General features: G+C 55.3%; 7 protein-coding genes. 6 read left to right on the top strand and 1 reads right to left on the bottom strand.

Annotated elements, in window-relative coordinates; translation table 11 throughout:
• Nucleotides 1-13 precede the first annotated feature (13 nt).
• The 6 genes from HJG40_RS09475 to HJG40_RS09450 all read left to right on the top strand — a co-directional run bounded on the left by HJG40_RS09475 (nucleotide 14) and on the right by HJG40_RS09450 (nucleotide 13,829).
• Nucleotides 14-859, top strand: coding sequence for an MbnB/TglH/ChrH family RiPP precursor modification enzyme (locus HJG40_RS09475; protein WP_215863959.1), 846 nt, complete (start codon nucleotides 14-16; stop codon nucleotides 857-859).
• Entirely contained in the window at nucleotides 846-1,652 is an 807-nt protein-coding gene (locus tag HJG40_RS09470; RefSeq protein WP_215863958.1) for an HvfC family RiPP maturation protein, read from the top strand. Before HJG40_RS09475 ends, HJG40_RS09470 begins: the two co-directional genes overlap by 14 nt.
• Nucleotides 1,627-5,088 carry an exodeoxyribonuclease V subunit gamma gene (gene recC / locus HJG40_RS09465; RefSeq protein WP_226857359.1) on the top strand — a complete coding sequence of 1,154 codons (3,462 nt, stop codon included), beginning with the start codon at nucleotides 1,627-1,629 and terminating at the stop codon, nucleotides 5,086-5,088. Before HJG40_RS09470 ends, recC begins: the two co-directional genes overlap by 26 nt.
• Complete coding sequence (gene recB, locus HJG40_RS09460) at nucleotides 5,085-8,678, top strand: exodeoxyribonuclease V subunit beta (RefSeq protein WP_215863957.1); 3,594 nt, start codon at nucleotides 5,085-5,087, stop codon at nucleotides 8,676-8,678. The genes recC and recB overlap by 4 nt, the downstream gene beginning before the upstream one ends.
• Nucleotides 8,675-10,645 carry an exodeoxyribonuclease V subunit alpha gene (recD, locus tag HJG40_RS09455; protein ID WP_215863956.1) on the top strand — a complete coding sequence of 657 codons (1,971 nt, stop codon included), beginning with the start codon at nucleotides 8,675-8,677 and terminating at the stop codon, nucleotides 10,643-10,645. The genes recB and recD overlap by 4 nt, the downstream gene beginning before the upstream one ends.
• A 67-nt stretch (nucleotides 10,646-10,712) precedes the next feature.
• Complete coding sequence (locus HJG40_RS09450; protein WP_215863955.1) at nucleotides 10,713-13,829, top strand: EAL domain-containing protein; 3,117 nt, start codon at nucleotides 10,713-10,715, stop codon at nucleotides 13,827-13,829.
• Between the two features lie 46 nt (nucleotides 13,830-13,875).
• Here the strand turns inward: HJG40_RS09450 and msrB are convergent, their stop codons facing one another.
• Nucleotides 13,876-14,304 (bottom strand): peptide-methionine (R)-S-oxide reductase MsrB, encoded by a 429-nt coding sequence (gene msrB / locus HJG40_RS09445; protein ID WP_215863954.1) that lies wholly within the window; start codon nucleotides 14,302-14,304, stop codon nucleotides 13,876-13,878.
• Nucleotides 14,305-14,306 lie beyond the last annotated feature (2 nt).

Below are 14,306 nucleotides of genomic sequence, written 5' to 3'. Positions count from 1 at the left end.
CGAAGCCGCATAAATGCCGGGAACACCTGGCGCCAGTCTGCCTGAAAATGCCATTGGCCTTGGCCTGCGCAGGGAGTTTCTGGACGACTTACTGGCCCATGCCCAAAGTGATGTCCGTTTTTTTGAACTGGCTCCTGAAAACTGGATTGGCTTTGGTGGCCGCCCGGAACAGCAGCTTCGCCAGCTGACGGATAGCTACCCTTTTATTTGTCACGGTCTTTCCCTATCCATCGGCGGGCCGGAACCGCTCGATGTGGATCTCCTGGAAGCCGTGCGCGACTTCATGCAAGAGCACGGTATTCAGCACTACAGTGAGCATCTGGCTTTTTGCGCCGACCGGGGTCAACTTTACGATTTATTGCCCCTGCCGCTGACGAAAGAAATGCTGGAATATGTCGCGCAGCGGGTGATGCAGGTCCAGGATTTCCTGAAAATGCCCTTGATTATCGAAAACACGGCCTACTATGGTGATTACGCACACAGCACCATGAGCGAGCAGGACTTTCTTTTGGGGCTGCTGGCAAAATCTGGCTGCAACCTGTTATTGGACCTCAACAACCTGTATGTGAACAGTTACAACCACCACTACGATGCTTTGGAATTTTTGCAGTCTTTGCCGGCAGAACGCATCGTTTATCAACACATCGCCGGACATCAGCAGCATGTGAACGGCTGGCTGATAGATACCCACGATGCTGCTGTGGACCCTGCCGTATGGAAACTGCTGCAACACAGTCGGGAGCAATTTGGCCTCAAGCCCACTCTGCTGGAATGGGATAACCAAATCCCGCCTCTGGCGGATTTATTGCGCGAGGCCCAAAAAATTGCACAGCAAACAGTAGCTCATGCGGATTTCTGATACGCCCAACGAACAGGACCGACTGAGGATACTGACTGCCCATCTGCGCAATCCGGTCCAGCAACCCCGTCCAGGCTTTATGGATGCCCAGGCGGTAGATCTTTACCGGGAACTTCTGGTGGGTAATTTTGATGCCGCCCTGCGTGCCTGTTTTCCCCTGTGGATACGCTGCCTGGGGGAAGCCCAATATGTGCGCTGGCGGGATGAGTTCATTGCTGAACATGCCTGTCGCAGTCCGTTTTTTCGGCAGATTCCCGATGAATTTATGGCCTATCTGAGCCAAACTCCGGAACGCCTTCAGCAGGATCTGCCTTATGCTCTGGAGCTGGCGCACCTGGAATGGCTGGAATTGGCTCTGGGTGTTGCCCAAGCCGACACAGTCCCAGAGCACACCGGATCAGAATCGCAGGACCCCTGGATCACCCCGCTGCGGCTGAACGCGGTGCATGCGCTGGTTCAGTATGCGTATCCTGTCCAGCAACTGATATTGCGGCCAACATTCTCCGCAGCCCCCGTTCTCGACCCGAATCCGGTTTCCCTGTACCTTTATCGGGACCGGGACGACGCTGTCCAAATGCTGGAGCCTGATGCCTTGAGCCTGCAAATACTGGTCAGTCTGGATGCGGCCCCGCAATCCGGGAGCGCCATTTTTAAGCATTGGCTAGATCACGGGAAGATTGAAGGGAATGCCCAAACATTTGCAGAACAAATGCATAGGCTCTTGCAACAGATGCTGGATCTACAGATGATCGACTTTATGAGCAGCCATGACTGCCGAATCTTACATGACTGAAACACTGGCCGGCTCCCTGGAGCCCGGTTTTATTGTCCTCCACGGTGATCGTCTGGAATGGCTTCGTGATGCCGTCCTCGAATGGCTGCGCAGCCACCCGCTGCAACCCCTCGAAGAAGAGATTTTTCTGGTCCAGAGTAACGGCATTGCCGAATGGCTGCAGTGGACCCTGGCACAGCACGAAGGGATTTGTGCGGCGGTCAAGGTCATGCTGCCTGGGCGTTTTCTCTGGGACAGTTACGCCAGAGTACTGGGCCGGGAGCAGGTCGCCAGTCGTTCTCCCCTTGATAAGCCCGCACTCACCTGGCGGCTGATGCGACTACTTCCGCAACTGCTATCCGCCCATGATTTTGCTCCCCTGCAGCATTACCTCAACGGCAACAGCAGTACGGCTATGGAACGCCGCTGGCAGATGGCAGCGCAAATTGCCGACCTTTTCGATCAATATCAGGTTTATCGCAGTGACTGGCTGCAAGACTGGGCTGAAGGCCGGAATACGTTGCGCAGCGCGCAAGGACAACTCGTCGGCATACCCGAAGATCAGCGTTGGCAGTCTCGACTCTGGCAGGCTGTCCAGCAGGATCTGCACCTGCAGAATCAAAGCGTCGTCATGGGCCGGGCCGAAGTGCATCAGGCTTTTATGAAGGCCATGACAAACGGAGCAACACCACGTCCGGCCCTGCCTCGCCGGGTCGTCCTGTTCGGGGCGGCCACCCTGCCCGAACAAAGCCTGAGCGCCCTGTCTGCACTGGGGCAAAGCATGCAGGTGATTCTCGCCGTGCCCAATCCCTGCCGCTTTTATTGGGGGGACATCATTTCAGGGCGAGAACTGTTGCGCCGCGAAAGACGCCGCCAGCCCCTGCGCCAGGATCGGGATCTGAGCCAAATAGCTCCCGAAAATCTGCACAGTGAATGTAATGTATTACTCGCCCAATGGGGTCGCCAGGGTCGGGATTTTCTGAACATGCTGGAGCAATGGGATGATACCCGGGCCAGACAAAGCGCGCTGGCCATCCCGCGTATTGACCTGTTTAGCGAAGACCGGGGCCAGACCCTGCTCAGACAACTGCAGGTACTGATCCGCGAGCAGGAAGTCATTGCTCCGGAACACTGTCAGCCAGTCTGCGAAACCGATCATTCTGTTGTTTTTCACGTCGCCCACAGCGCCCTGCGCGAGTTGCAGGTTCTCCATGACCAGCTTCTGGACCATCTTGCCACGGGTTCCATGCAGCCTCGGGATATCATTGTGATGGTCCCGGAAATCAGCCGCTTTGCCCCGCTGATTCGCGCCACCTTTGATCAGTATGATCGCGAAGATGCACGCTATATTCCTTACCATATTGTGGATTTGCAGGCGCGCGAAGAATCTCCCCTGCTGCAGGCACTGGACTGGTTGCTGCAATTACCGGAACAGCGCTGCCAGCAAAGTGAAATCCGTGATCTGCTGCATTGCCCGCCCTTTCGTCGACGTTTTGGCATAGAAACCGATGACCTGCCCCTGCTCGAATCCTGGCTTGAACAATCTGGATGGCGCTGGGGTTTATCGGCAGAACATCGCCACGCATTGGGCATGCCTTACTGCGGCGCGCAAAACACCGGAGATTTTGCCCTGCAGCGGCTGAATCTCGGTTATGCCAATGGTCATGATAGTCACTTCGCCCATATCGAGGCCTATGGCGAGGCCGGGGGGCTCGACGCGGCACTGCTGGGTCCTCTCAATCAGATGCTGGAACGTCTGGAAAACTGGCAGCACACGCTACGCACAGCCCGGAGTCCGCAGGCCTGGGCTGAAGCGGCCCGGCAGTTGCTCCAGGACTTTTTCAGTACCGAAGACAGCGATGACCGGGACATTCTTCAACAACTGGATACCGCCCTGCAACAATGGCAGGAAGATTGCCTCCTGGCGGATTTTGCCGAAGACCTGCCCTTGGCAGTATTTCGCGCCAACTGGCTGGACATGCTTAACCTGCCAGAATTACATCGTCATTTTCTCGGTGGTGGAGTCACCTTCTGCACCTTGCTACCCATGCGGGCGGTTCCATATGCCATGATCTGCCTGTTGGGCATGAACGAGGAAGACTATCCGCGTCGCAATCCGCGCCCGGATTATGATTTGATGGCCTTGGCAGGCATGAGTCGTCCGGGTGACCGCTCACGTCGGGATGATGATCATTACCTGATGCTGGAAGCTCTGTTGGCGGCACGGCAAATCCTGTATATCAGCTGGACAGGTCGGGACCCGCGTAATAACCAGCCGCGTCAGCCCGCCTTAATGATCAGCCAATTGCGCGATGCCATCGCCAAGGGCTGGACGGTTAAAGATCCCGCCGCCGACCCCGCGCCCGAAAAAAACCGCCTGCTCCGCCGCATCACCCTGGAACACCCGCTGCAGGCGTTCAGCAGCAGCTATCTGGCGTATCCACAAAAACACTATACCTGGGCGCGCGAATGGTTCCCTGATTCCGAAGAAAATCCCCCACCCGAACAGACACTGGCGATTCCCGAAACAGCCACCAGAAGGCTGAGAGATTTTATTGAGTTTTTTCGTTGTCCTTCCCGGGCGTTTTATCGGCAACGTCTGGACACGTTTTTTCAGGATGAACCCGCTGGCAGCGCCGATAATGAAACTTTTGTCCTGAATGGGCTGGATCAATATGGCCTGCTCAACGCCGTCCTGGAAGCAGGTACAAACGCAGAGCATACCCAATATCCGCAAGTGATTGCGCAAAAAATCGCCGCACAACTGCGCAGCGGTCATTATGCCTTCGGGATTCTGGGACAGCGGCAGGCGGAAACCTTGCGGAGCAGCGCCGCGCCCATTCTCAGCGTCTGGCAAACGCTGATGCAAAGCTGGCAGCCCGACCATCAACGCCATGCGCTTTATCATGAAGCGGGACATCTGTTGCTGGATGACTGGCTTCCGCCTTTGTATCTGAATGCCGAGCATCATCGGGCTTTTCTGCAATGCCGTGCCAGTCGCCTGCTCAATGATAAAAACCAGATTCAGGCTGACAAAATGGCAGATATATGGATACAGCAATTATTGGCCGCAGATTTGGGTATTGCCAGCCGCGCCATGGTGCTGGGCAAGGATGCCGTGATCCACAGCACCCAGCCCTGTGAAAAGGCCTCCGACACCCTCAAAAATTTGCTGAAGTTCTGGGGAGAAGGCCTCCTTCAGCCTCTGCCTGTCACCCTGAAAACAGCGGTTGCCGCATTACAAAATACCAACCCCACTGTCATTTATGAAGGGAATCAGTATAGCGACGGAGAAGTACAGCGTTATCCTGGTCTGGCCCGGGACTATCCGGATTTTGCCCGTTTGAGCAGCCAGCGCTGTGGTCCTCAGCAGTGGGGTTTTCAGGAATATGCCGAAGCCCTGTACCATCCCTTTGCCGACTGGCTGGAAACACTGGAAGTGGAGCCACTCCCATGAGTACGGCGCTAAACCCTCTGGAGATGCCCCTCTGGGGCAGTCGTCTCATCGAGGCCAGTGCCGGCACCGGAAAAACCTGGACCATTGCGGCATTATACTTACGCCTGATTCTTGGTCACGGGCAGGTCGGCCAGCCCGTTCTAGCCCCTCTACTACCCGAAAACATACTGGTAATGACCTTCACCCGGGCCGCCACCCAAGAACTGAAAGAACGGATACGCCAGCGTCTGCAGGAGGCGGCCGCGTATTTTCGTGATCCGGAGCAGCAGCCGGCTGATCCATTTCTGCATACCTTGTTACAGGACTATTCAGAGCCAGCCGCACGTCAGCATGCTGCCTGGCGACTGTCTCTGGCCGCCGATGCCATGGACCAAAGTGCCATTTTCACTATTGATGCCTGGTGCCAACGCAGTTTGCGTGAGCATGCCTTTCTGACCGGCAGTGACCTGCGCGAAAGCCTGCTGCAGGACGACAATGATCTCCGCGCCGATGCCATCCGCGACTTCTGGCGGCAGGAGGTGTATCCACTCCCGGAAAATCTGCTGGAGCCGGTGCTGGCGGTGTTTGCTGATCCCGACCAGGTCCAGAGTAAAGTCGCTCCGTTGCTAGCTGGCGGTGCGATTTTTGACCAGCCTTCCCGGTCTCTGCAGCTGGTACTGTCGCAATCCATAACCGCGCCGCAACAACAGATTAAAATGTTAAAACAGCGTTGGGCTGATCAGCAGGCAGACTTGCGGAACTACTTACTCCAGATTCTGAATGGTCCCAAGGCAGACAACCCGCTCAATGGCGGAAAATATAAGCCAGAAGCCATAGAAACGGTTTTCGAGGCCTTACAAGAATGGCTGGACAGCCCCGAACAAAGTCTTCCTGCCAACCTGGAGAAATGTCAGTTACTCCGCGCCAGCAGCCTCCAGGAAAACTGCAACAAAGGTCGATCCATTGCAGCACCGCCTTCGGCCCGGATTCTGGAAGCGGTTCTTGACGAGCTGGCCACGCTCCAGGCCCGACTCCTAAAAATTCATAATGATATTCAAAGTCATGCCGCCGCATGGATTCAGCAGCGACTGGAAACCCTCAAAGCCGTCCATCATCAGGTCAGCTTTCACGATTATCAACGTCGCCTCGCCGACGCGCTGAGTGATCCGGCCCGTGCCGAACGACTCAAAAGCCGTCTGCAAAGTCAGTATCCGGTGGCCATGGTCGATGAATTTCAGGATACCTCCAGCCTGCAATACCGGATATTCGACGCCATTTACGCCACCGCAAGCAACCACTCCGAGCGCCTCCTGCTGCTCATTGGTGACCCCAAGCAATCCATTTATCGTTTTCGCGGCGCCGACATCCAGAGTTATCTGCAGGCACGACGCCTCACCGCCGGCCGGCACTATCAGCTCGACACCAATTTCCGCTCCAGCGACCCACTGGTGGACACACTTAATGCGCTCTACAGCGAAGCCGAAGCAGAACTATCCGAAGGTGCATTTGCCTATGCCGAAGCAGGTGCCGATAATCCCTTGCCCTATTGGCCCGTCCGGGCCAATGGCAAAAACGACTATTGGCAACTCGACAGGCAACCCGGGCCCGCCCTGACCATCTGGGCCGCTGCAGAAACCTTCAACAAAGCGGATTATTTACAGTATGCCGCCGAACAGGCAGCGGAATACATTGTCCAGATACTCGCCAATCCTGAAACCGGTTTTCGTCAGAAAAGCACTGAGCTAATGCGACGGGTAAGCGGGAGAGACATCGCCATTCTCGTGCGTGACCGCCATGAGGCCGCCTGTATCCGCGACGCCCTGCAACAGCGACGCGTGCGCAGTGTTTTCCTCGCGCAAAAACAATCTGTATATAGCAGCCCGGAAGCACAACATCTGCTGCTCTGGCTGGAAGCCGTTGCTGATCCAGAAAACACCCAACGCCTGCGCGTCGCTCTGGCCCTGCCGCTGCTCGACTTGTCTCATCAGGATCTGGATGCTTTCAATCGGGATGAAAATGCCTGGGAAGAACAACGGGGCAATTTTCAGGACTTGTCGCGCAGATGGCGGCGTCAGGGCATTTTGGCCATGTTGCATCACAGCATCCACCACTTTGCCATAGCCCGTAAGCTGTTGCGCCGCCCTGATGGAGAACGGCGCCTGACCAATCTCCTTCAGCTTGGCGAACTCCTGCAAAGCGCCAGCGCCACCCGCGAAGGACCTGAGGCGCTGATTCATTTTTTGCGCGAGGCCATCGCCGCAGGCCATGATCAGAGTGATGCCCACATTCTCCGCCTGGAAAGTGATGCCGAGCTGATTCGGGTGGTCACCATCCACGCCGCCAAAGGCTTGCAATACCCTCTGGTTTTTCTGCCGTTTATTGCCACTTACCGGAAAGACAAATCTGAGGATTATCATATTCAGGCCGAAGAGGACGGCGCAGCGCGCATTATTTGGGAGCGGGGTGACACAGCCGCGACGGAACGCGCTCGCCTGCAAGAGGATTTACGCCTGCTTTACGTGGCGCTGACCCGTGCGGAGTATGCCCTCTTCCTGGGACTGGCGGCACCCAGTAGTGCTAAATCGCCCATTTTTGACCACAGCGCCATCGCCTATCTATTGGGGTATCAGCACCACCATATGGCCTTGCCCGAACTGCTCATCCGTCTCCAGCAAAACGCCACCCTCAGGGAAAACCTCCAGATCCATCCCCTGTCTACAGAAACCCCGGTTACCCCATTGGTCGCCAGCACCAGCAATACGCAAAGCCGGATTCCCGATTATCATGGTCACTTTGATAAAACCTGGGGAGTAGGCAGTTTTTCCCTGCTGGTGCGTGATCTTTCCTCATCGGCCCCGCTCAGTGCGCGACGTGCCCGACAAGGGGCCATCTGGCACCAATACCCACAAGGAATGCGTGCCGGAACTTTCCTCCATGACCAACTGCAAGCCCTCGCGGGGCAAGGGTTCACAGCCGTTTTGCAAAAAGGCAACGCATCACGCATCGCCCGGGCCTGTGAACAGGCGGGTCTGCCCGACTGGGCAGAAGGCACCCTGGAATGGCTGCAAACCATCGTCCAGACGCCCCTCACGGCATCCGGCCTCACCCTGGAAAACCTGCAGCACTATCAAAGTGAAATGGCTTTCTGGTTTCCCAGCGCCGCACTGCGCAGCCAGGAGCTGGACCAACTCTGCACCCAACACCTGTTTCCCGGATGGCAACGGCCGCGTCTGCCGGATCGCGTTCTGCACGGCATGATGCGCGGCTTCATGGATCTGGTATTTGCCGATGCCGGTCAATATTTTGTCATGGATTACAAATCCAATGTCCTCGGCAGCGAGGACCAGCATTACCATGAACAGGCCATGCAGCAGCAAACCCTGCAACATCGTTATGAACTGCAGGCCAGTTTGTATCAACTGGCGCTGCACCGTTTATTGCAGCAGCGCCTGGGCAGGAATTATGATCCGCAGACGCATTTGGGGGGAACTCTCCTGTTTTATTTGCGCGGACTGGAAGGACCGCAACGCGGAATCCTTCATCTGCCCGCTCATCTGGCACTGATTGCAGACATGGACCGGTTGTTTGCGTCCGGAGAACGCGCATCATGAATCAGGCCACTCGCCATACCCATCCCGAAGCCATTCTGCAGGTTTTGCAAGACTGGACAGAAGCGCAATGGTTGCGAGCCCTCGACCTGAGTTTCGCGCGTTTTCTGCTCAGTCTGGAACCTCAGGCACCGGCCCTCTTGCCTCTGGCTGCAGCACTGCTCGCCCACCTCGAAGGCGAAGGACATACCTGTTTACAGCTCGACCTTTTTCTTCATGCACCCGATCGCTTTCTCAGCGGACCACCGGAACTGATTACGGAAATTCGCCATATCCTCGCAGCATGGTCCCAGCCGCAACAATGGATGGATCTGCTCAGCACTTGCCGGGTGGTGGAGTACATCGACCACACCCACCCGAAAATTCAGGACGACAACAGCGAAACACCTCTGGTGTTGGACCAGGGCTGCCTGTATTTGCGGCGCTATTGGCGCGATGCCCAATGCATCGCCCGGACACTGACAGAACGGGTCAGCCACAGGGCGCTCAATCCCGTCTCGGCAGAAACACTGAACCCACTGTTGACGCAACTGTTTCCCGCTGACCCTTCAGGTGCGCAGGAAAATCTTCCCTGGCAGAAAATCGCCTGTGCGCTGGCCATGCGCGGGCGCTTCACCATCATCACCGGTGGTCCGGGTACGGGCAAAACCTACACAGCAGCGCGTCTGATGGCCTTGCTTATGGCACAGCACAACAGTGAGTCATTGCGAATTGTTCTCGCCGCACCTACCGGCAAGGCCGCTGTGCGCATTAATGAATCCCTGCACAACGCCATTGCCCAATTGCCGCCGCTGGGCCAACAAGCCAAAGATCTGGCTGCTGCCTTTGCGCGCATCGGTCCGGCGCGCACCTTGCACAACCTGCTCGGCGCACGTCCCGGCACTCGACGGTTTCGCCATGACCGCCAGCATCTCCTGGATCTGGATGTACTGATCGTCGATGAAGCCTCCATGATTCATCAGGAAATGATGGCCGCCCTGTTGCGTGCCCTACCCGAGCATGCTCAATTGATTTTGCTGGGGGATCAGGACCAGTTGGCTTCCGTCGAGGCGGGCGCGGTACTTGCCGATCTTTGCACGCATACCGGGTCCTATGACAGCGCAACCTGCACCTGGGTGGAGACCACTTGCAACTGCACTCTGGCAACAGCCCGGCATTCTAGCAACCCGCTTTCCAGCGGGGTGGTGCGGCTGCAACGCAGTCATCGCTTTAACGTCGGAATTGGAGCGCTGGCTGACGCCGTGCAACAGGGACAAACGTCTCTTGCTATCCAGACACTCCACCAGGAAGCCGTGCTCGAATGGTGCGAGACCCCCGAAGTTGCGCAGATCCTGCAACTAGCGGACAGCCACTCAGGCTACCGGCCACTCTGGGAAAATATCCGCCGGGCTGGCAGCAAAAATATTGAGGAACACGCGCTTTGGGTACAGCAGATTCTCGAACAATATAGCGCGTTCCGCCTGCTTTGTGCGCTGCGCCAAGGGCCCTGGGGCGTTACCGGAATCAACCAGGCCATTGAAGACCATCTGCAGGAAACCGGTGTTCTCAAAACCCAAGGACTCTGGTACGCCGGACGCCCTACCCTGATTACCCGCAATGATCCCCAGTTGGGACTGAGCAATGGTGACATCGGTATCGCCCTGCCCGACCCCGCAGGCAAGTTGCGGGTATATTTTCCCGGCAACGACTCATGGCCCCGCGCCATACTCCCCAGCCGCCTCAAATATAGTGAAAGCGCCTGGGCCATGACTGTGCACAAATCCCAAGGTTCAGAGTTCCAGCATACGGCGCTGATTCTGCCCGCGCAGGATAGTGCGGTAATCCGCAGGGAGCTTTTATATACGGCCATTACCCGGGCCCGCGAAAAATTCAGCTTGTTTGCCACGACAGCCATCCTGGAACAAGCCATCACCCGCAGAACCCTGCGAATGAGCGGCCTGTTGTCAGCTTTGCAAAATTCAGCTAATTAATAAAAAATAAAATTCGCCAGACTGCTCATGATCCACTACCCACTTTGGAAAAACCCCACAGAAAAGCATGCCCAGTCCATTTCCCCTAAAGTCCCGCAACTTACTGAGTTCACTGCTTCAGAATCGCCAAGCCGATTTTACGGCCGCCATTGCCCAGGCAGTCGAAAAATTTTATGCGGAAGTCGCCGAACACCCGGAGTTGAAGGTTGTACTGGAGCGTCTGGGTGATGAGCGCTTAGACCGGCTGAAAGCAGAACAATGCAAACACGCCTTATCGCTGCTATTGCCGGACGATGGCGATGATCTTGAACTGCGATCGCGGGAAATCGGCAAAATTCACGCTTTAATGGGTATTCAAAGTGAGTGGCTGATCAGCAGTATGGCTCTTTACAGTGACAGTCTGCTGGAGCTGCTTAATCCTTTTTTTAAAGACACCCCGGAATTACGCGGATATTTGCTGCAAAGACTCGCCACAGATCTGGCCCGACAATTACAAGGCATGGAATCCGCCGCCCAGGAAGAACGTAAAATTCTGGAGCGTATTGATCTACTGCTGATCAGCGATGCCACTCCAGAAGAAAGCGTCCGTCGTATGATCGACAAGTTGATGTCTATTCCCGGTCTACATGGTGCCTGGATCAGCCATTCTGAAGATGGCATTCACCTGCTCCGCGATCAGGTCAGTGGTGAAGAATTGCAGGAATATCTGAATACTGTTGAAATTCGTCTGGACGATAGCCCTTACGGGCAAGGGCCCGCTGGCACTGCCTGGCGCAGCGGTGAAATCATTTATGTAGATGACTGGCAAACGGATTCGATGTCAAACCCATGGCGAATGGCCTCTCAAAAATTTGGCTGGCGTTCCAATGTGACCATTCCCGTCAAGGTAAATGCCAAGCCTTACGCCATTATTGCCCTGTATAGCAAAATTCCGGGGTTTTTCCGTGCGCCCAATCGCCAGAACCTGATACGCCACCTTGCTATCATGTTGGGCATCGCCATTGGTCGCCGCCAACAACAAATACGCATTGATCGCTTAAATAGCCTCTATCGGGCTTTCCTGGCCGAAGGCGACATTCTGATCCGGGCCCGATCCGAAACCGAGATGCTCCGTAAAACCTGTCAACACATTGTTGAAAGGACCTTGTTCAAAACCGCTTACGTCATGAAGCCCGATCTGGATGGCTGTTTCAAGGCTCTTGCGGGTGCCGGTACCGGGAGCGGGATTCTCGGTAGTCTGGGTATCCAGCTTTTTTCAGACCGTCCCAGCCTCTTGCGGGATACCTGGCAATCAGAGCGCCTGCAATACCGCAATGATTACCGCAACGATCCGGCTTTAAGTGCCCAACATAATTTGATGGAACAACAAAACTGGGCCAGCGTTGCTACCATCCCGATTCGGCGTAACGGCCAAATCTGGGCGATTCTCGGTGTTACCAGCAGCGAAACCAATATTTTTGACCAGGAAATCCTGGGCACGCTTGCCCGGGTAGGCAAGCTGATTGGTTATGGCCTGGATGAAATGGATCTCAAAAAACGGATTGATCAGGAACGCATCGCCCAGAGCTGGATGGCACGTCATGATGCGCTCACCCGATTGCCCAATCGGGTAGCTCTTCTGGATAGAATCCCCGAAGCTATCCAGCGTGCCCAACGTGAGGAAAAATTACTGGGCATCTGCATGCTCGACCTGGATGACTTTAAGCCCGTTAATGATCAGCATGGTCATGCTGCCGGGGATGTATTATTGCAAAAAGTCGCCAACCGGCTTGGTCAGGCAATTCGGCAGACCGATTTTGTGGCCCGGGTGGGCGGCGATGAATTTGCTTTGATTCTGGAAAACATCCAGAACATGGAAGATGTTGAAAAACTGATGTTCCGGATATCCGAGGCGCTGGAAAGACCTTATGTTCTTCCTGGAAATATCACGGTCAAAATAGGTGGAAGTCTGGGCATCACCATTTTCCCCTTTGACGAAGGGGATAGCGAAATACTGCTGCGTCATGCTGATCAGGCGCTTTATGTTGCTAAAGCCAATAAAACGGAACGCAAACGTTTTTGGGCCAGTTTCCAGGGAGAAGAGACGTTTTCTGGAGAAACCAATCTGCCGTATTTAACACGGCTTCAGCAGGATGAGAGCCTGATTGCTTATTATCAACCAATTCTGCATCTGGCAACGGGTCGCATCATCGGTATTGAAGCCCTCGCCCGCTTACGGCAAGGAACTGAGATTATTCTTCCCGATACGTTCATTCCCCATCTGGACAACACGGCAGCGCAAATACTCACCAGCAAAATGCTGCGTACTGCCACCCAAACAGCTCAACAGCTTCATCTTGCCGGGTATACGCTGGAAGTTGCCGTTAACCTTCCCCCGGACGCTCTCTTTGCAGACAATTTTTTGTCTGAATTACAGGCTATTCTGGCCGACAGTGCTCTGGCGCCTGAACAATTAACTCTGGAGATTCTCGAAAATGGCGATTTTTTGTCCCTGCAACTGGCCCAGGAAAAAATTGCCGCCATTCGCTCTCTAGGGGTTCGTATTGCTTTGGATGATGTGGGTAGCGCCTACGCCTCGTTGCTGCGTCTGAAAGAAATTGCCGTTGATGAAGTCAAACTGGACCAGTGTCTGGTGCGCGGAATTCCCGAGCAACCCAGTGATCTGATTTTCGTCGGCAGTGTTGCTGCATTGGCCTTGTCCATGGGTTCGCGTTATGTGGTCGAGGGGGCAGAAACGCCGGAGACGCTGGATGCTTTGGCGGTTCTTGGTGTGGACTGTGTGCAGGGTTATGCCATTGCACGGCCCATGCCCGCAGAATCATTGCTTCCCTGGCTTCAGGCCTGGGCACCACAGCCACAAAATAATCAGCCTAAAACCCTGTTGGGTGCTTACGCCTCGCATTTGCAATTCGACAGCTTATATCAGATTGCGCCCGCGATTCTTGGCCAGCTTCCCAGCCTGGGTGACGCTCATCGTTGTCATTTGGGAAAATATCTGGATACCCACGGCCTGGAAGACTCGGCGCTCGCAACAGCGCATCACGCCTACCATGCCTGCATTTCTCGCGAACATAGCTCTGAAAAAATTGCTCGACTCAGAAAGAAAATGGCAGACAACTTTGCGGCTACGCGCGACAACCTTCCCGAAAACCAGGCACGCATTCACCCTGAAAACAACGGTTAGCCAGGAAGCTTTTTGCGCTAATGTCTCTTGCCTGTTGTTCTCAGGCTCAACCTGCCTCGGGTTCAAACCGGAGGGCGGCGGAATTAAGGCAATAGCGCAGGCCAGTGGGTTTAGGCCCATCTGGAAACACATGACCCAGATGGCTGTCGCAGCGGGCGCAACGAATTTCCGTGCGCACCCAACCATAGCTGGTGTCGGTCAATTCGCGGATATGGTCGGGGGCGAAAGGCTCCCAAAAGCTGGGCCAGCCGGTCCCTGATTCAAATTTGCTGGCTGAGCGGAACAAGGGCAGACCGCAAAGAGCACACACATAGTTGCCCGCTTCCTTTTCATGGAGCAAGCCCCCACAAAACGGCGGTTCCGTGCCATGTTCAAATAACACGTGACGAACTTCAGCGGGTAAATCCTTGGCCATTTCGGCACGGGTATTGGCATTAATGGGGGTCAAGTCATATCCTGCAGATGAATTGGGCATTT

The organism is Acidithiobacillus concretivorus (assembly GCF_018853445.1).
Lineage (GTDB): Bacteria > Pseudomonadota > Gammaproteobacteria > Acidithiobacillales > Acidithiobacillaceae > Acidithiobacillus > Acidithiobacillus concretivorus.
This window is presented reverse-complemented; position numbering and strand designations above follow the sequence as displayed.